The organism is Chryseobacterium sp. GTID13 (assembly GCF_056172655.1).
Genome location: NZ_JAOCMB010000006.1, coordinates 245,927 through 263,380, shown reverse-complemented (window position 1 = coordinate 263,380; position 17,454 = coordinate 245,927). Strand labels below are relative to the sequence as shown.

19 protein-coding genes and 1 pseudogene are annotated in these 17,454 nt (G+C 37.4%); 8 read left to right on the top strand and 12 right to left on the bottom strand.

Annotation, left to right across the window (positions count from 1 at the left end):
• Positions 1-191: 191 nt before the first annotated feature.
• The 6 genes from htpG to N4G44_RS17440 all read right to left on the bottom strand — a co-directional run bounded on the left by htpG (position 192) and on the right by N4G44_RS17440 (position 7,027).
• The gene (htpG, locus tag N4G44_RS17465; RefSeq protein ID WP_474928562.1) at positions 192-2,084 is read right to left on the bottom strand and encodes a molecular chaperone HtpG; all 1,893 of its coding nucleotides are present in this window, start codon (positions 2,082-2,084) and stop codon (positions 192-194) included.
• A 121-nt stretch (positions 2,085-2,205) separates the two neighbouring features.
• Positions 2,206-2,694 carry a hypothetical protein gene (locus tag N4G44_RS17460; RefSeq protein WP_474928561.1) on the bottom strand — a complete coding sequence of 163 codons (489 nt, stop codon included), beginning with the start codon at positions 2,692-2,694 and terminating at the stop codon, positions 2,206-2,208.
• A gap of 144 nt (positions 2,695-2,838) precedes the next feature.
• Positions 2,839-3,693 (bottom strand): helix-turn-helix domain-containing protein, encoded by an 855-nt coding sequence (locus N4G44_RS17455; protein WP_474928560.1) that lies wholly within the window; start codon positions 3,691-3,693, stop codon positions 2,839-2,841.
• 73 nt (positions 3,694-3,766) lie between these two features.
• Positions 3,767-4,771: a recombinase RecA gene (gene recA / locus N4G44_RS17450; protein ID WP_474928559.1), complete on the bottom strand. Its 1,005-nt coding sequence runs from the start codon at positions 4,769-4,771 to the stop codon at positions 3,767-3,769.
• A gap of 253 nt (positions 4,772-5,024) precedes the next feature.
• Positions 5,025-6,011, bottom strand: a complete 987-nt coding sequence (locus N4G44_RS17445) for an oxygenase MpaB family protein (RefSeq protein WP_474928558.1) — start codon at positions 6,009-6,011, stop codon at positions 5,025-5,027.
• 242 nt (positions 6,012-6,253) lie between these two features.
• Entirely contained in the window at positions 6,254-7,027 is a 774-nt protein-coding gene (locus N4G44_RS17440) for a response regulator transcription factor (RefSeq protein WP_474928557.1), read from the bottom strand.
• A gap of 443 nt (positions 7,028-7,470) precedes the next feature.
• On the opposite strand from N4G44_RS17440, the gene N4G44_RS17435 reads away from it, so the two are divergent.
• From N4G44_RS17435 to N4G44_RS17425, 3 genes are read left to right on the top strand one after another with little or no spacing between them, the layout of a single operon-like run.
• Positions 7,471-8,118, top strand: coding sequence for a hypothetical protein (locus N4G44_RS17435; protein ID WP_474928556.1), 648 nt, complete (start codon positions 7,471-7,473; stop codon positions 8,116-8,118).
• Between the two features lie 29 nt (positions 8,119-8,147).
• Positions 8,148-8,570 (top strand): hypothetical protein, encoded by a 423-nt coding sequence (locus N4G44_RS17430; protein ID WP_474928555.1) that lies wholly within the window; start codon positions 8,148-8,150, stop codon positions 8,568-8,570.
• A gap of 25 nt (positions 8,571-8,595) precedes the next feature.
• A complete protein-coding gene (locus tag N4G44_RS17425; protein ID WP_474928554.1) occupies positions 8,596-8,853 on the top strand; it encodes a hypothetical protein in 258 nt (85 codons plus the stop codon).
• A gap of 91 nt (positions 8,854-8,944) precedes the next feature.
• On the opposite strand, the gene gap is transcribed toward N4G44_RS17425, so the two are convergent.
• The 3 genes and pseudogenes from gap to N4G44_RS17410 form a co-directional block, all read right to left on the bottom strand.
• Positions 8,945-9,949 carry a type I glyceraldehyde-3-phosphate dehydrogenase gene (gene gap / locus N4G44_RS17420; RefSeq protein WP_040997219.1) on the bottom strand — a complete coding sequence of 335 codons (1,005 nt, stop codon included), beginning with the start codon at positions 9,947-9,949 and terminating at the stop codon, positions 8,945-8,947.
• A gap of 30 nt (positions 9,950-9,979) precedes the next feature.
• Positions 9,980-10,965: pseudogene (gene pfkA / locus N4G44_RS17415) on the bottom strand (6-phosphofructokinase).
• Between the two features lie 287 nt (positions 10,966-11,252).
• Positions 11,253-11,594: a winged helix-turn-helix transcriptional regulator gene (locus tag N4G44_RS17410; RefSeq protein WP_474928553.1), complete on the bottom strand. Its 342-nt coding sequence runs from the start codon at positions 11,592-11,594 to the stop codon at positions 11,253-11,255.
• A gap of 96 nt (positions 11,595-11,690) precedes the next feature.
• Here N4G44_RS17410 and N4G44_RS17405 point away from each other — a divergent pair, with 96 nt between their 5' ends.
• Positions 11,691-12,497, top strand: coding sequence for a DNA alkylation repair protein (locus tag N4G44_RS17405; protein ID WP_474928552.1), 807 nt, complete (start codon positions 11,691-11,693; stop codon positions 12,495-12,497).
• A gap of 98 nt (positions 12,498-12,595) precedes the next feature.
• Here N4G44_RS17405 and N4G44_RS17400 read toward each other — a convergent pair whose 3' ends face one another.
• The 3 genes from N4G44_RS17400 to N4G44_RS17390 all read right to left on the bottom strand — a co-directional run bounded on the left by N4G44_RS17400 (position 12,596) and on the right by N4G44_RS17390 (position 14,748).
• On the bottom strand, positions 12,596-13,144 hold the full coding sequence (locus N4G44_RS17400; protein ID WP_474929040.1) for a TIGR03915 family putative DNA repair protein: 549 nt from the start codon (positions 13,142-13,144) through the stop codon (positions 12,596-12,598).
• The gene (locus N4G44_RS17395) at positions 13,129-13,353 is read right to left on the bottom strand and encodes a hypothetical protein (RefSeq protein WP_474928551.1); all 225 of its coding nucleotides are present in this window, start codon (positions 13,351-13,353) and stop codon (positions 13,129-13,131) included. Before N4G44_RS17395 ends, N4G44_RS17400 begins: the two co-directional genes overlap by 16 nt.
• Positions 13,354-13,488: 135 nt before the next feature.
• Complete coding sequence (locus tag N4G44_RS17390) at positions 13,489-14,748, bottom strand: putative DNA modification/repair radical SAM protein (protein ID WP_474928550.1); 1,260 nt, start codon at positions 14,746-14,748, stop codon at positions 13,489-13,491.
• A gap of 143 nt (positions 14,749-14,891) precedes the next feature.
• On the opposite strand from N4G44_RS17390, the gene N4G44_RS17385 reads away from it, so the two are divergent.
• The 4 genes from N4G44_RS17385 (at position 14,892) to N4G44_RS17370 (ending at position 17,454) form a co-directional block, all read left to right on the top strand.
• Positions 14,892-16,220, top strand: a complete 1,329-nt coding sequence (locus N4G44_RS17385) for a hydroxymethylglutaryl-CoA reductase, degradative (RefSeq protein WP_474928549.1) — start codon at positions 14,892-14,894, stop codon at positions 16,218-16,220.
• Positions 16,220-16,387, top strand: a complete 168-nt coding sequence (locus N4G44_RS17380) for a hypothetical protein (RefSeq protein WP_265129510.1) — start codon at positions 16,220-16,222, stop codon at positions 16,385-16,387. Before N4G44_RS17385 ends, N4G44_RS17380 begins: the two co-directional genes overlap by 1 nt.
• On the top strand, positions 16,387-16,665 hold the full coding sequence (locus N4G44_RS17375) for a hypothetical protein (RefSeq protein ID WP_474928548.1): 279 nt from the start codon (positions 16,387-16,389) through the stop codon (positions 16,663-16,665). Before N4G44_RS17380 ends, N4G44_RS17375 begins: the two co-directional genes overlap by 1 nt.
• A 354-nt stretch (positions 16,666-17,019) precedes the next feature.
• The gene (locus N4G44_RS17370; protein ID WP_474928547.1) at positions 17,020-17,454 is read left to right on the top strand and encodes a hypothetical protein; all 435 of its coding nucleotides are present in this window, start codon (positions 17,020-17,022) and stop codon (positions 17,452-17,454) included.

Here is a 17,454-nt window from a genome sequence, read left to right as displayed (position 1 = left end):
AAGAACGAAGTTTAACCTTAATATTCTTAAAACCTTATCTATCCTTAATGTTTTAAAAAATAAAACCATTAAGAAAAAGTTCAGAAGTTAAGGTAATTAAGAGATTGCTTCGCTATGCTCGCAATGACAGTGTAAGCATGAAAAAAGCTGCTCCCAATATGAGAGCAGCTGTATTGTTTATGTATTATTTATTATTTCTCCAGTTGCTTATAGCTTCTCTGGATAAAATCTGTAAGGTCTTTTCCTTTCAGGAGATTTTGGGAAAGTTTCGCAAGATCCAGAGCATACCTGATAAGATTTTCTTTTTCCTCAGCATTTTCTGTTTTCAGGATCTGGTTGGAAAGCTCACTGTTAGAATTCACCACCAGATTATACATTTCCGGGAATCCTCCCATTCCGAACATACCGCCACCACCGGTTGCCTGCATTTCTTTCATTCTTCTCATGAATTCCGGCTGGGTAATGGTAAACGGAGCATCACTGCTGTCAAGATCTTCAAGCTGTACAGTGAATTTGGCATCTTTTACAGCCTCTTCAACGTCTTTCTTTAAAGCCTCTTTTTCAGTTTCATTCAATTTGGAAATAACCGGCTCATCTTTTTTGATCAGGTTATTGATATGATCTGCATCTACTCTGGCAAATGAGATCTTCTCTTTTGTAGTTTCCAGTTTCTGGATCACGTGAGAAATCACAGGTGAATCTAGTAACAGAACTTCATATCCCTTATCGTTTGCCGCCTGAATGTAGCTGTGTTGCTCATCTGCATTGGTAGCATAAAGAATTACTGTATTTCCGTCCTTATCGGTTTGTGAAGGTTGAATTTTTTCCAGTAATTCATTCCACAGGAAGTATTTTCCGTCCGTGGTAGGATACAATGTGAATTTATCCGCCTTTTCTGCAAACTTCTCTTCTGTGATGATTCCGTATTCGATGACGATCTTGATATCGTTCCATTTTTTCTCATAATCTTCACGGTTTTCGTTGATCAGGGAAGACATCTTATCAGCCACTTTTTTAGTGATATAAGAAGAGATTTTCTTCACCGCACCATCCGCCTGAAGGTAAGAACGGGAAACGTTCAACGGAATATCCGGAGAATCTATTACCCCTCTAAGAAGCATCAGGAAGTCAGGAACAATGCCTTTCACTTCATCCGTTACAAATACCTGGTTTTGGTATAGCTGGATTTTATCCTTGTCGATATTTAAGTTGTTGCTTATTTTCGGGAAGAATAAAATTCCGGTAAGATTGAAAGGATAATCAACATTCAGGTGGATATTGAATAAAGGCTCCTCAAACTGCATCGGATACAATTCATGATAGAACTTCATATAATCCTCATTCGTCAGCTCACTTGGCGCAATAGTCCATGCCGGAGTAGGGTTGTTGATAATATTGTCCACTTCTTCCGTTTCAGCCACTGCATCTTCAGGAGCATCCTCCGGTAAAGGAATTGTATGTGTTCTTGTTCCGAATTTAATAGGAACAGGCATAAATTTATTATACTTTGAAAGCAATTCACGGATCTTACCTTCTTCAAGGAATTCCGTAGAATCTTCTGCAATATGAAGAACGATTTCCGTTCCTCTGTCAGTTTTATCCGTTGTTTCTTCAAGGGTGAATTCCGGGCTTCCGTCACAGATCCATCTTACTGCAGGCTCATCTTTGTAAGATTTTGTGATAATTTCCACTTTTTCGGCCACCATAAATGCAGAATAGAACCCAAGACCGAAATGTCCGATAATTCCTGCATCTTTTGCTGTGTCCTTATATTTTTCAAGGAACTCCTCGGCTCCTGAAAAAGCAACCTGGTTGATGTATTTTTCAACTTCTTCAGCAGTCATCCCGATACCCTGGTCGATAATATGAAGCGTCTTGTTTTCCTTGTCAATCTTAACTTCAATCTTCGGATTTCCGTATTCAACTTTTGCTTCCCCGATGCTTGTTAAATGCTTTAATTTTAAAGTAGCATCCGTTGCATTGGAGATCAGCTCTCTCAGGAATATTTCGTGGTCACTGTAAAGAAATTTTTTAATAAGCGGGAAAATATTTTCCACAGATACATTAATATTTCCTTTAGTCATAATAATTTTTGTTTTTAATTTTCTATTCCTGACTCAAAAAAATACCATGCGTCAGAATGTGACAGAATGGCATTGATTTGTGAAAAAATGTTTTAAAAACTGAAGCTTGAACTATAAGAATTTATACTGATTTATTGATTGTTCTTTGTTTCCTGAACTGAAAGACAAAGCCTATAACAAAAAGTACAAACAGGGCAAAAAGAGTCTGTCCGATGATTGCATCTGTAGGCGCTTTGGCTAATGGATGCCCAAGGGGAACACGTGTAAAAGTCTCATTAACGGTAGGAACCAATGATAAGAAAAAGCTGAAGGAAAGAAGAAAAGTTTCAAAGAAACGGGCTCTGTTGTTTCCTTGCTTTTTGTTGTGAAGAAAATAAGCGATCAATATTAAAATAACGATGAAAAGGGCAAAAACATGTCCGGGATTAAATCCTCCATGTTTGGACAGTCCCAAAGCCGTCAGTGAAGTGATCAGCGTTAAATAAAAATAAATCTTCCCCGTAAGTCGGTTTAAATTAATTTTCCCTCTTTTTATAAAGTCTATAACTGCGGCTACAATAGCAATAATACCTATAGCGGTATGGAAAATTCCTAAATACGATAGTCCCATAATTTTAATTTTTTGAATGTTGAATTACTGTTGACAAAATTGCAACAGAAACAGAAAAAAGATTTTGTAAATAAGCTCAATTATCTGTCTGTTTGGTTCAAAAAAATGATAACTAACGTGGAAAGAAAGATTTGAATAAAAAAATTAATCTTCCTTGTTTACCTTCGACCGGTAATTAGTTGGGGAGGTATTGTATTTGTCATGAAAACTTTTGGTAAAGTTCGCCAGATCGTTGAACCCGCATTCAAAAGCAATATTGGAAATACGCTCATCGGAAATCAGCAATAATTCTGCAGCCCTTTCCAGTCTTTTGTTTTTAAGGTAACTGGCGGGAGAGTTGTCGTATAATTTTTTGAATTCTCTTTTAAATGAAGAAATACTTAAATTGGTTTTCTGTGCCAGCTCTTCAATGCTTGCGGGCGAGTACAAATGGGCTTCTATAATCTGTTTAAATGTATAAGATGTAGGCGAAAAAAGCTGGGATAATATAGCTTGTATGGTCTCTGCCTCTTGTGTTTGTGAAAGCAGAAGGATGATTTCCTTTAGTTTTAAAATCAGGATCTCATCATTAACCAAAGCCGGATTTTCAAAATAGAAGAGGAGCCCTTCAATATATTTATGAATCAGGAAATCATTGTTGATTTTTCCACTCAGCTGGTTGGTTGCTTTGTTGCCGGGCTGTAGGAGGACAGGAAGTTCTCTTTCATAGATTTTCTTTAATATATCCGGGTGGAAGGTGACGATCACCACTTCGCCTTTACTGTCAGTGCTTGAATTATGAATGTGGTTTCCTGAATTAATACAATTGAGTAATAACGAATGTCTGGTAGGAATGTCGGTATGGACGTTATCAGACTGATATTGCATTTCGCCTGTCAGCATATATAAAAAACAGGCCTGCTCGGCAACCGGAAAGGTAAATTCAAAAGGAGATTTCACATCCACCTTCTGAATGAATGTTTTCCCGAAGAGGTCAATTTTTTTATAATCAGTAATCATGGATCAATGTGTTTTAGCAGGCATATAAAGTTAAAAAGAAAAACGATCTGAATTTCAGACCGTTTTTTATTACTTATTTTTTGTTTTTCATTTCTTCCTTGATCTTGTTTTCAAGTTCTTCGGCAAGTTCAGGATTGTCTCTTAAAACATCCTTCACTGCATCACGTCCCTGACCAAGTTTTGTTTCCTCATAGCTAAACCAGGAACCGCTTTTCTTCACAACTCCCATATCTACGGCAGTGTCAAGGATTTCTCCTACTTTGGAAACTCCTTCACCATACATGATATCGAATTCTGCCTGCTTGAAAGGAGGAGCTACTTTGTTTTTCACGATCTTCACTTTCACGCGGCTTCCGATAGCTTCGTCACCGTTTTTGATCGGTGCACTTGCTTTTCTGATATCCAATCTTACGGAAGCATAGAATTTAAGGGCATTACCACCGGTAGTCGTTTCAGGGTTCCCGAACATTACACCGATCTTTTCTCTCAACTGGTTGATGAAGATCACCGTACATTTTGTTCTTGAAATGGTCGCTGTAAGCTTTCTTAATGCCTGAGACATTAATCTTGCGTGAAGACCCATTTTGGAATCTCCCATTTCACCTTCAATTTCCGCTTTTGGAGTAAGAGCCGCCACCGAGTCAATAACTACGATATCAATAGCTCCTGAACGGATAAGGTTATCGGCAATTTCCAAGGCTTGCTCACCGTTGTCCGGCTGTGAAATGATAAGGTTTTCCAGATCAATTCCCAGCTTTGCAGCGTAAGTTCTGTCAAAAGCGTGCTCCGCATCAATGAATGCTGCAATACCGCCTGCTTTCTGAGCTTCAGCAATAGCGTGAAGGGTTAATGTTGTTTTACCTGAAGATTCGGGACCGTATATTTCAATGATTCTTCCTCTTGGGTAACCGCCAACGCCTAATGCGATGTCCAGTCCTAAAGATCCTGAAGGAATTACCTCTATGGTATTATCTACGGCATCATCTCCCAACGTCATTACAGTTCCTTTTCCGTATGTTTTATCTAGCTTGTCAAGCACTAAAGCCAGTGCTTTTTTCTTATCATCAATATTACTCATCTCTATTAAAATAATTTCTCAAAAATACATAATTTTAACATCAAAAGCTAATATTATTTGGTTTGAAAACGTGTTTTTAGAGTTAAAAAATGATAAATTTTTATAGCGGATATGATTCATTATAAAAGCAATGTATAATCTTATGATTCAACGCATAAAAAACACATTTTTATGCTTTTATAAGAATATTTTATAGGGTTTTTCTAATGGAAATTTGAATCTTTTGTAATCCTCAAATAATCTTCAAGGACTTTCATCTGGTCTTTATTTCCTTTTTTATTCTGGCTTCCCGGCTTACCAGTTTGTCATATATTTTATTGATCAGAATCTTTGTTTTGGGAAACAGATTTTTGGCAGGAACCTCAGGGATCTCAAGTCTTTTGCAAACTTCATCGTCCAGAAGAAACCAGGTACAACAAATATGAAGATATCTCAGATTTTTCCTTTCAAATTTGAATTTTAAAATAGGGTTTTCCAGAGATTCATTCAGCAGGGAATGGGCCAGGAGGATAGAATCCTTATCTGAATGTGGCTGCACGGAAGTCCAGAGGTAGAAATACTCCGTTGCCTGCTTTTTATTGTCCGGGAGAAGCTGTTCAGGGATCCCCAGCAAATAGCCTACGTATTTCCAAAGATGGAAAATACCTTCCTCTTCCTCATCAGAAAAAGTATTTCCCAATTTTTGAAGACTGTGAAGAAAAACAAGGCTGAAACCAATGTAAGTGGCCATCATATCCCATGAATTGATGGGTTCGCCCCAGTTTTCCGTATCCCATTCTTTGTAATATTTCTTTATGGAAAGCCTTGCGTAAGAGTGGATCAGGCGGGTTTTGATGGCAAATTCATAACCTTTTGCATGCAGTTCCAAGGCATCGTAACGTGTGGCATTGACCCAAAAATCCAGTGTTTCCGAAAGTCGTTTTACGGCACCTTTTTTCAATGCTTCTGTTGCGACAAGCGGTTTATTCAGATAAGCATAATCGTAGCCGCCCATCAGGCAGTAATCCCTTAAAGAGATCAGCGAATCCAGATTACTCCGCATACAAAGTTCTGCACCGCTTTTTAAAAGGTTATAATCAAGCCATCCGGGAATTTTCTGGGTTTGGGTGAAGAGTTTTTTTACACTTTCAGGAACTTGGTCTGCATCGGAAACACCATTTCGGATGTAGCCTTCAATTTCCCTGGAAGCTTCGTGAAATTTTTTAGCCAGATAAACATCTTTTACTACCTGATCACCCATTTCATCTATATGATAAAAATAGGGTGAAAACTGATCAAAGTCTTTAAAACTTACTTCAGCGCCGGAAAAATCGATAAGCTGCTTTCCGTTGCCTTTTTCCCAGAAATTTTTGAAGTGGGGAAATCTTTAAATCTCGGTTGTGTAATTGGTCTTTCCATTCCGTATAAAAATACAAGTTTTGAACCGAAATGATCTGGTGAGATTTATCAGTGCTTTGGCTGGATTTTATTTAATATGAAATTTTAGATAAGTCCTTTTTCAAATGCCTTTTTAACGAGTTCTTTACTGTTCCTTGAATTTGTTTTCCGCAGAATATTTTTCCTGTGTGTCCGTATTGTATGTTCAGACAGGATAAGTGCCTGGGCTATTTCCGGTCCGGAATATCCTTTTGCAATAAGGGACAGGATTTCCATTTCCCTTTTCGTTAAATGTTCTGAAAAATTTTCCGGCTTCGAAAAACAATCCAGTTTTACCTGGTGGAAATCATTTCTCGGACCTATTCCTGAAACCAGCACGGTATACGGGTTTTCTTTCGTGATATGGTGGATATTGGTATGAATATTTATAGACTGTATGGGAATTCCGGTTTCGTCTTCCATTGTAATAATAGACTGATGATGAAACAGCTCATAATTTCCTTCCGCTGTTCTCATTCTGAAACAATAGCTGCCTTTAATGTAAAGCTGGCTTTTCAGGGCAATCTCTGTTATTTTGTTGACAAGAACCTGTTCAGCTTTTATCACAAATTCAATATCATCAGGGTGGGTAAGATCGATAACTTCCTTTAAGTTTTCAGGATAAGTGGACAGACCGTGAAGCTTAAGAATGTTTTCGTGATGGTGCGAAAGGGTACTGTTGGTAAGATTCAGGGCATAGTAATAAAATTCACCTATGGCAAACATTTCACCAATGAGGCGCTCAATGGGTGGTTTATCCAGGATTTTTCTGTCTCTTCTGATCCCCGGATAAGTATTCCAGATTTCAATGAGAGGATGTTTTTGTTCTGAGTTCCCCATGATAATTAGTTTTAGCTAAAATAAACCAAAATACTTACAAAATACCACAAAAGGGGGATTTTTTTACTTTGATAAAATTCTAAACTTTGTAGGAACTAATAACCAGGGAAACTCAATTTATTCTATCCGTTTTTGATTAATGATTTATTTTTTTCTATAGGTATATAATTAGAAAGAAATATTCGTCATAAAATAAATGCCGGGCCGTCTGTACGGACGATCTTAATTATTGAAAGTTATTAAATGATGTTATAAAACAGTTTACCCTTTTCTTTTTTAGTTGTTTGAAAATGATAAACTAATAAGCCTCTCGTTGCTGTAGAGGCTTTTTCTTTTGTATCCTGTCATTCTTTTTCACCTTCTTCTTCCGGGCTTCAAAATCACCCGAACGGGTACTTTACTTGTCTTCATGAAATTTGAAACTTTGTGGAAAACTAATAGCCATGAAAACAAAAATTGTATTACTTCTATTCTTCTCTTTGGTTTTATGTTCAAAGATGCCCGCACAGTACTCGTTAACAAATATGAATGAGGTGGTTAATAAAAATGATAGTATTCACAAAAATAGCGATGATTTTTATCCACAAATCTTATTCAAAGAAGAGAAAGAAAAGATAACAAATGCTGCGAAAAAAGGAATAACAAGCTTATCAGCAAAAGACTTGGATATAATAGTCAAAGAAATTGAACTTGCAAAAGATTTTCGAAATGTTAAAAACATTATAAGCAAATCTGGCCTTACTGACGATGAAAAGACTAACTTGACAGCTTCTGTTACGCATTTTGAACTTGTAGCGGGATTGAAAAGAGGAGCAAAAGGTGACAGACCTGTAAGAGTCTTATTTCCTGCTGGTTTTAATAAATGGGGAAGTCGTCTGTCGACTGTTTTTTTTGAAGGAAGCCCTGAATATACCCAGTTTTTTCAAAATAACAACGTGGTGTATAATCCCAATCTGAGAAACCTTTCTTTCAATTCGGAAGTGGTCAATGATTATCTCGGACCTTTAAGAATAGGGATTGGTTTCCAGTTTAACAGTACAGTGAAAGATAATGATAGTATTGCAACAACTGAAGTTAAAAAAATCAATTAGTTTCTTCACTTCAGAATGGAGGTGGAAATTTGTTTGTTAACCTTAAATATCCGGTTATTGCTATTGGAGAAGATGGGGGTGATTTTGGTTTGAAATCATATATCTATCATAATACCGGTGTGGAGCTCACTAAAATGAATCAGTCTGATAATGATTTTATTATGACCAATAATACAGGAATTGCAGTTGGAGCATTTGCTATTGGACATAAGAAACAGATATCTGCTTTTTTAGAGGCTAAAGGCTCCATTATATATGGGAACTCTAAATTTAACAATATTCTATCTGTTGATCAGGATTTTAGAAAAGTTCTTCCACTTGTCAATCTCGGAGTAGGAATAAGTTTTCTGGAAATGTATACCATTAAAGCAGAATTCTATCCGGCAGGAAGTTACATTAAGAGAAACTTTCCGACTACAATATCTTTTACCATTGTACCTAAAACTAAATAATTATTTAACCTTTAAAATATAAACCATGTTACCTACAAATGCAATCCAATTTATTATGCACGCACCACAGTTTATTGCCCACATGCAAAGTAACGGGCTTGATCCAAATATTTGTCATGAGATAAATATCAGACTCATAAATGATGAAGTTAATCAAGTTTCATATTTCGATGTCTATTTTGACTATGGAAGGCTTGGGCAAAGTACCAAAGATGTTGTTGCTACCGTAAAAATAATTGACATTAATAGATTTCAACTAGTCAATATAAAATTTAGATCATAAAGCATTTTTACACTATGAAATCTATATTTAAACAAAAAAACCTTCCCATCGGGAAGGTTTTTATTATTCATTGCTTATCGCTTATTACTCATTATAAAGAAGCAGCGTGTACAAGCATATCTACCAACTTGTTAGAGTAACCCATTTCATTGTCATACCAAGAAACAAGTTTTACAAAGTTTGGAGAAAGCATGATACCGGCATCTTTATCGAAGATAGAAGTTCTCTTATCTCCTACGAAATCCTGAGAAACCACAGCATCTTCAGTGTATCCTAAGATTCCTTTCAATTCACCTTCAGAAGCAGCTTTGATTACTGAACAGATTTCTTCATAAGAAGCAGCCTTTTCAATTCTCACTGTTAAATCTACTACAGAAACGTCAACTGTTGGTACTCTGAAAGACATACCTGTTAGTTTTCCGTTTAGTGAAGGGATTACTTTTCCTACTGCTTTAGCAGCACCTGTAGAAGAAGGGATAATGTTGTTTAGAGCAGCTCTTCCTCCTCTCCAGTCTTTCATTGAAGGACCATCTACGGTTTTCTGAGTTGCCGTTGTAGCGTGTACAGTTGTCATAAGACCTTCAACGATTCCGAAGTTATCGTGGATTACTTTAGCTAAAGGAGCTAAACAGTTGGTTGTACAAGAAGCGTTTGATAAAATTTTGATGTCATCAGTAAGCTCTTTGTGGTTCACACCCATTACGAACATTGGAGTATCGTCTTTAGATGGAGCAGAAAGGATTACTTTTTTAGCACCGGCATTTAAGTGAGCGGAAGCACTTTCTTTATCAAGGAATAAACCTGTAGATTCTACCACATAATCAGCACCTACTTCGTTCCATTTCAGGTTGTTCGGGTCTCTTTCAGCAGTTACTCTGATTCTTTTTCCGTTTACTACAAGATCGTTTCCTTCTACAGAAACTTCTCCAGGGAAAATACCGTGTACAGAATCATATTTTAACATGTAAGCCATGTATTCTGCGTTGATTAGGTCATTGATTCCTACTACTTCAATGTTATCTCTTTCAGTCATTGCTCTGAAAACAAGACGTCCAATTCTACCAAAACCGTTGATACCTACTTTGATTGTTGACATAATAGTTTGTTTTAGATTTATAAAAATAATTTAGATTGCTAAAATTTCTGAAATCAGTAAAAGATCTTTATTGATTTCATTATGTTTTTTAATGGCTTCTTCGATTGGTGTGTATACCAGATCGTTGGAACGCATTCCAGCCATTACATTTGTTTTTCCTTCCATTAATCCTACTACGGCGCCGTAACCCAGTCTGCTTGCCAGAACCCGGTCTGCACAGCTTGGAGAACCTCCTCTCTGGATGTGTCCCAAGATGGTTACACGGATATCATAGTCAGGGAATTCTTCTTTTGTCTGGTTGGCCAGATCATAGATGCTTCCAAGTTTTTCACCTTCAGCTACAACTACGATGCTTGATGCTTTTCCGGTCTTTTCAGCCTTTCTGAAATTGGCAAAAAGATCTTGCATACTGTCTTTTTCTCAGGAATCAAAATATCCAGAGCACCTGTTGCCAGTCCGCTGTTTAAAGCGATGAAACCTGCATCACGGCCCATTACCTCCACAAAGAAAACCCTGTTGTGGGAAGTTGCCGTATCACGAACTTTGTCGATAGCTTCCATAGCCGTATTCAAAGCTGTGTCATAACCGATGGTATTATCTGTTCCGAAAATATCATTGTCGATAGTTCCCGGTACACCGATCACTCTGATCCCGAATTCTTCATTGAAAATCTTTGCTCCCGTGAACGTTCCGTCTCCTCCGATGCATACCAAAGCATCCACACCGTGTTTTATACAGTTGTCGTAAGCCTTTTGGCGGCCTTCTTTGGTTCTGAATTCAGTAGATCTGGCAGACTTTAGAATAGTTCCACCCTGGTTGATTATATTTTTTACGGAACGGGGACCCATTTTCAGGAATTCATCATGGATAAGGCCGTTATAGCCTTCCCTTACTCCGTAGCATTCGATATTATAGTAATTGGCGGTTCTTACTACCGCTCTTAATGCCGCATTCATACCCGGAGAGTCACCTCCTGAAGTAAGAACTGCAATTTTTTTTACAGCACTCTCTTTCATCTAGTAAAAAATTTCGAACACAAATTTACAAAAACAAGTTCAGATAATGGCAGTAAGTTGATAAGAGTTTTGAATATAAATAATTAAAAGCTTCTGAAATTTGAAGGTTTAAAAAAATAGCTTGCTTTTTTGTCTTGCAAAAATTTATATAAGAGGGTTTTCATGACGAAATTAATTTTCATGAAAATGATTAGAAAGAGCAGAATAAGCAGGCCAGATGCCCAAAATGAGAATAAGCAACACAGACTGGTTATCAATATTTCTGCAATGAATATTAGTAGAAAATATTAAACTTCTTTATCTGCAGAAATTAAAAGCTTTCCCCAATCATTTAGCTCCCAAAGGACCTCAACCAGTTTTTCCCCAAGTTCAGTCAGTGTATATTCCACTCTGGGAGGAAGTTCATTAAACGATTGTTTAACCAAAATGCCATCTTTCACCATTTCATTAAGCTGCTGATTCAAAACCCTGCGGTCTACTTTTGCAATACCCCGGAGAAATTCGCTGGGACGTTTCTTCCCTTCATTGATCTGCCATACAATCGGAATTTTCCATTTTCCACTAATGGTATTAACAGCAACTTCCAGCGGGCATATCTTATTTTCTACAGCGTTTTCCTCTATTTTCATAAAATTGACTTTTTAGTCCCTATGGGTGAAAAATATGCGGTATTGCTTATTTTAGTTCACTTTCGGACTTTTGTAAAGTTAATCATTAATAATGGTATGATCGAAAAACGAAAAGGAGCCCGCTCCATCAAAGATATCCCCGAATCTATTCTCACGCAATTAAACAGAGGAGAAATCGAAAGCGTAAATCTTACGGAATGGCTGGCCGTTGACCAGAAACTGCTGTTTGAAAATTTTCTTTTGCAGCACAACAGAAAAGAATATATAAAACCCATATTGAAAGCAGTAGATCGCTTGAAAAAACAAACGGTCAATACCCTTAATGAAGCGATAGGTGTTGGAATCTTAAATGAATCTTTAAAAAATGGGGATGAAGATTTCTTATCTGTTGTTTCGGTACATACATCTGATCTTGTAAGATGCTGGGGAACTTATATGGTGGGGAGAAATGAAGCTTTAACCATCAGTGAAAAACTGGAGAAAATACAGGCATTCGCCTCCGACAGTCATTTTGGAGTAAGGGAAATTTGCTGGATGGCAGTAAGACCCGGAATTGCTGAGAATCTTGAAAAAAGCCTTACCATATTATCAGGCTGGACGGGTCACGAAAACGAATATATCAGGCGTTTTGCCAGTGAATCAACAAGGCCCCGCGGTGTCTGGTGTGCCCATATTGAAAAACTTAAGAAAAATCCGGGACTGGGACTTGTCATTTTAGAGTCAATGAAATCCGATCCTTCCCGGTATGTACAGGATAGTGTAGGAAACTGGCTGAATGACGCCAGCAAATCACAACCGGAATTCGTAATAGAAATTTGTGATGAATGGCTCCGAGAAAGCCCGATAAAAGAGACAAAATATATTGTTAAGAAAGCATTGAGAACAATTCAAAAGAATAAATAAAGAATAAAAATAAAGAGTAAAGAATAAAATTATAATATTTAACCAGTAAAAATCTGCTCAATCCACCAAATCTGCGAGAGAAAAATCCTCACCTCAAATCACCATTTCTCCGTCAGATACTTCCAATATCTCTTCGGAACATGCTGAACGTGGAGTTTCAGATTCTTCCTTTCCACAATATTGGTCTTCGTAAAATATCTTTGCCACAGCGTTTGATAATTCTGTTCCTCGTCATGAAACTTCTGCTGATACCTGTGAAGATCCAGCTTTTCTTCAGGATAAAAAAACTCACAATTTTCCAGATCATATAGAATTCCATAATTTCTCCGCAGATCATAAATCATCCACTTCTGGTCCTGATAGCGGTCTTTAAAATGTTTCCGGATCAGGGGAAGAACATCAAAATCAGGATCTATTTTGGCAAAGAAAACGCCATCCTGCATTTTTTCGAACCTTACAAAAGCAGTCATCCGGTGTCTTTCCCTGCTTACGGATTTGCAGATTTTGGAAATTTTTAAAATATCAGGGTCTGCATAATTCTGCAGGATATTTTTGTCAGGATGCTGTACAGACTGTCTTATAGCAGATAAAATAAGCTGTTCCAGTTCAGGCTCTTCGGATAAATAAACCTTTAATAACTCGTGAATCCCCGATTTTTCAATATTTTTTCCAATTTGTTTAAAACCCGCTCAGCTTTATCACTTTGGGTAATCACCTCATGAATTTCCGCAAAAATATTTTCCTGGTGAAATCTCCCTTTACTCACAATTTCCACATCTTTATAACGGTATTCGAAAACTTCAAATACTGCAGTTAAAAGGCCGTCAAAACTTCCGTCGTAGAGAAGGGTAGTCATAGTAATGTGTTGATATGTTGATGTGATAATGTGATGATTTGATGATTTGGTGATTTGGTGTAGCAGTTAAGCGGATCACTTCCGGTTCTTAATCTTAATCTCTTAATCTCTCAATTTTTTTAATTTTTTAATTATCTAAAACAAGCTCAATTGCTGTGAAAATTGGTTGTGAAATTTAGAAGAGCTTCCGCCTACAAGCAAATTTCTGAAGTTTTTATCCGTCAGATATTTCAGGTAAGCATTTCCTGCATTAAAATCGATGAAATATCTCGCACGATTGACGGCAGCTCCCAGTTTTTTCAGATGATCCATATTTAAAATCTGAAAACGGCGTGCCTGAACGATTTTCTGTGCTGTTTTTACCCCAATTCCCGGAATCCTTAAAATCATCTGGTAATCCGCAGTCTGCAGATTAACGGGAAATTGATGTAAATGCCTTAATGCCCAGCTCAGTTTCGGATCAACTTCAAGATCCAGATAGGGCATATCCGGGTCTAAAATTTCTTCAGCCTTAAATCCATAAAACCTCATCAGCCAGTCGGACTGGTAGAGCCTGTTTTCACGAAGCATGGGAACCGCTGTTGTCAGGGAAGGTAATCTCTTATCCTCCAGTACCGGAACGTAACCGGAATAGTACACTCTTTTCAGACTGAAATTTTTATAAAAATGATCGGCCACTTTGATGATCTGCAAGTCATTTTCATTGGTCGCACCCACAATCATCTGGGTAGACTGTCCTGCAGGAGCAAATTTTGGCACTTTCCTGAAAATCTTCTTTTCATCCTTATATTGGGCTATCCCATTCTGGATATACTTCATAGGGCTGAGCATATCCTGCCTGTTTTTTTCAGGAGCCAGTAGTTTCAGTCCGCTTTCTGTAGGAATTTCAAGATTGATCGATAGCCTGTCTGCATACAAAGCGGCTTCCTGCATCAGCTCATCACTGGCTCCCGGAATAGATTTTAAATGAATATAGCCGTTAAAATTTTCTTCCAGACGTAGCTTTTTTGCAACTCTTACAAGGCGTTCCATCGTGGTATCAGCATTCTTAAAAATTCCGGAGCTTAAAAACAATCCTTCAATATAATTCCTGCGGTAAAAATTAATGGTAAGATCTACAACTTCTTCCACTGTAAACCCGGCTCTTTTAATATCATTGGAACTTCTGGATACACAATAAGCGCAATCATAAATACAATGATTGGTCAATAAAATTTTGAGAAGAGAAACACATCGCCCGTCTTCCGTATAGGTATGGCAGATCCCGCTTACGGAACTGTCTCCTAAAGCGCCTTTCTTATTTTTTCTTGTTCCTCCGCTTGACGAGCAGGAAACATCGTATTTCGCTGCATCAGCAAGGATTTCAAGCTTTTCTTTCAGGCGTTCAAAATTCATATTTCAGCAGGATGTTATAATTTGTATCAAAATAATATCCAAAATTAGTTCCAAAATTGATAAATATCAATTTTTTTCTATAGAAGTTATCCACAACGGAGACTTACAAAAATTACTATCTTTACACATATTAAATTTATACTATGAATCATAAACCGGTAGAGGGTTTCTCTAAACTTACAAAACAGGGAAAAATCGATTGGCTTGTCAGCGAGTATCTTGAAGGAAACGAAGAATATCAAAATATATTAAAACAATACTGGAACGAGAATACTGAGCTTCAGAAACTCCATGAAGAGTTTTCAGAAAATACCATTTCCAATTTCTATATGCCTTACGGAATTGCTCCGAATTTCTTAATTGACGGAAAATTATTTGCCCTTCCTATGGCTGTTGAGGAAAGTTCAGTAGTCGCTGCAGCTTCAAAGGCTGCTAAATTCTGGATCGATAAAGGCGGTTTCAAAACGACTATCATCAACAATGAAAAACTAGGGCACACGCACTTTATATTCAATGTAGAGCCTCATAAACTTCTGCATTTTTTTAATTTTAAATTGAAGAAAAGATTATTTGAGGCCACAGAAGATATTACCGCCAACATGAGAAAACGAGGCGGTGGAATTTTAGATATCAAATTGGTAGACAAAACCTCTGAAATGCCCAATTATTACCAGCTTAAAGCAAGCTTTGACACAGTAGATTCCATGGGCGCGAATTTTATCAATTCATGTCTTGAGCAGTTCGGGAAAACAATGAAGCAGGAGATTGCAACAAGTGAAGATTTCACCCAGGAGGAAAAGAATACGCTTCAGATCGTGATGAATATTCTTTCCAATTTTACACCCGACTGTATTGTAAGAGCTGAGGTTTCCTGTAAAATTGAAGACCTGAAAGATGACAGCGGTATCTCCAATGAAGAATTTGCCGCCAAATTCAAACAGGCGGTTACCATTGCAGAAATTGAACCTTTCCGTGCTACAACTCACAATAAAGGGGTGATGAATGGGGTAGATGCTGTAGTAATTGCCACAGGAAATGACTTCAGGGCAACGGAAGCATGTGCGCATGCCTATGCCGCAAGAGACGGACAGTACAGATCCCTGACACACTGTACAACGGATAACGGGATTTTCAGATTCTGGATCGATCTTCCGATTTCTGTAGGAGTAGTAGGCGGACTTACCAACCTGCATCCATTGGTAAAATTCTCACTGGCACTGCTTGGAAAGCCTTCTGCGCAGGAACTGATGAGCATTCTGGCGGTTTCCGGACTGGCCCAGAATTTTGGAGCTCTCCGTTCTTTGGTAACTACCGGTATCCAGAAAGGACATATGAAAATGCACTTACTGAATATTTTGAACCAAATGGGTGCTACGGAGGAAGAAAAGCAGCATTTTGTGACTTATTTTAAAGATAAAACGGTAAGCCATCACGAAGTGATCAATGAATTTAACAGATTAAGAGCTCAGTAATGCTGCAGATTATCTTGCCCATCATATTCATCCTGTTCGGAATCTTTTTGAAGAAGACAACATCGCCGGGCTTCAGAAATTCCAAAAAGCTTTCCAATGTCTTTATTATATTGGGAATATCAACCCTGGTGGCGAAAATGATATTAATCTACATCCATTCCAGATAATGAAAAGGTGTACAGTATTTTTCCTATTGCTTTCATGCTTAAGTTTTTCACAACAGAAGAATGTAAAGATCAGTGATCTGAAGCCGAAATCAGAAAATACTGTTTTCCCGGTGGTTTCTTATCCGCAAAACCCTTTGGTGGAGCAGAAGATCAATACTTTTCTGCAGTTCAGTGAACTTGAATATATTCCGGATTCCGGCGGGAACCCTTTTAAAAGGCTTCTACTGCTACAAATTCCTATACCAATTACGTATATTTTTACGGTTGGAAAAAATTAGAAACACCTCAGAATATTCTGAGCATCAACATAGAAGGTGAAGCTTCCGGAGCCTATCCTGAAGAATTCTCAGACTGGAAGAATTTTGATCTGAGGACAGGAAATTATATTAATGCTGAAGATCTGTTTCAAGCAAGCAGTGCCAAAACAGTGAATGGTTTAATTCAAAAAGGAATCAAAAAAGAGTTAATGATTTTCTTATTGAATTAAAATCTCAAAAAAATACTTCGGAAGAAGTTCAGGAGCAAATTGGTATGTATGAAGCTTGTTTCATGGATTATACATTGAAAGACGTTAAACTTTTTTCGGAAAGGATAAACTTACTTTTATAGCGGGCAGATGCTCCAACCACGCAATGCGGGCGCTGGATGATCTGGGAAGCCACGAACTTGAATTTACTTATAAAGAGCTTGAAAAATATTGGAGCCCTTATGCAAAAAACCTGATTTCCGGATCTGAAAAAGTCGATAGAACAAGTCCTGCCAATAAATTATTCAAAGGAAAGATTGACGGAAAATATCCTGTCACGGTTTTGTTTAATGAAATCAATGAGGATGGTTCGTTTTCGGCTACCTATTGGTATGATAAAAATAAGCAGCCAATCAATTGGAGAGGAGAATTTGTCCATGATCATTTTTCTATCACAGAAGATGATTATCATAGTGAAGAACTTAAGCAATGGATACCAATAGCCTTAATCGAAGCTGATTTGAAAGGAAATAAAATCACCGGAACCTGGCAGGATTACAAAACAAAGAAATATTTAAATCTAGAATTAGAAGAATTATAA

Coding starts and splice junctions, on each gene's coding strand:
- htpG (WP_474928562.1), bottom strand. CDS start 2,084: ATGACTAAAGGAAATATTAATGTATCTGTGGAAAATATTTTCCCGCTT.
- N4G44_RS17460 (WP_474928561.1), bottom strand. CDS start 2,694: ATGGGACTATCGTATTTAGGAATTTTCCATACCGCTATAGGTATTATT.
- N4G44_RS17455 (WP_474928560.1), bottom strand. CDS start 3,693: ATGATTACTGATTATAAAAAAATTGACCTCTTCGGGAAAACATTCATT.
- recA (WP_474928559.1), bottom strand. CDS start 4,771: ATGAGTAATATTGATGATAAGAAAAAAGCACTGGCTTTAGTGCTTGAC.
- N4G44_RS17445 (WP_474928558.1), bottom strand. CDS start 6,011: ATGGGTGATCAGGTAGTAAAAGATGTTTATCTGGCTAAAAAATTTCAC.
- N4G44_RS17440 (WP_474928557.1), bottom strand. CDS start 7,027: ATGGGGAACTCAGAACAAAAACATCCTCTCATTGAAATCTGGAATACT.
- N4G44_RS17435 (WP_474928556.1), top strand. CDS start 7,471: ATGAAAACAAAAATTGTATTACTTCTATTCTTCTCTTTGGTTTTATGT.
- N4G44_RS17425 (WP_474928554.1), top strand. CDS start 8,596: ATGTTACCTACAAATGCAATCCAATTTATTATGCACGCACCACAGTTT.
- gap (WP_040997219.1), bottom strand. CDS start 9,949: ATGTCAACAATCAAAGTAGGTATCAACGGTTTTGGTAGAATTGGACGT.
- N4G44_RS17410 (WP_474928553.1), bottom strand. CDS start 11,594: ATGAAAATAGAGGAAAACGCTGTAGAAAATAAGATATGCCCGCTGGAA.
- N4G44_RS17405 (WP_474928552.1), top strand. CDS start 11,691: ATGATCGAAAAACGAAAAGGAGCCCGCTCCATCAAAGATATCCCCGAA.
- N4G44_RS17395 (WP_474928551.1), bottom strand. CDS start 13,353: ATGACTACCCTTCTCTACGACGGAAGTTTTGACGGCCTTTTAACTGCA.
- N4G44_RS17390 (WP_474928550.1), bottom strand. CDS start 14,748: ATGAATTTTGAACGCCTGAAAGAAAAGCTTGAAATCCTTGCTGATGCA.
- N4G44_RS17385 (WP_474928549.1), top strand. CDS start 14,892: ATGAATCATAAACCGGTAGAGGGTTTCTCTAAACTTACAAAACAGGGA.
- N4G44_RS17380 (WP_265129510.1), top strand. CDS start 16,220: ATGCTGCAGATTATCTTGCCCATCATATTCATCCTGTTCGGAATCTTT.
- N4G44_RS17375 (WP_474928548.1), top strand. CDS start 16,387: ATGAAAAGGTGTACAGTATTTTTCCTATTGCTTTCATGCTTAAGTTTT.
- N4G44_RS17370 (WP_474928547.1), top strand. CDS start 17,020: ATGCGGGCGCTGGATGATCTGGGAAGCCACGAACTTGAATTTACTTAT.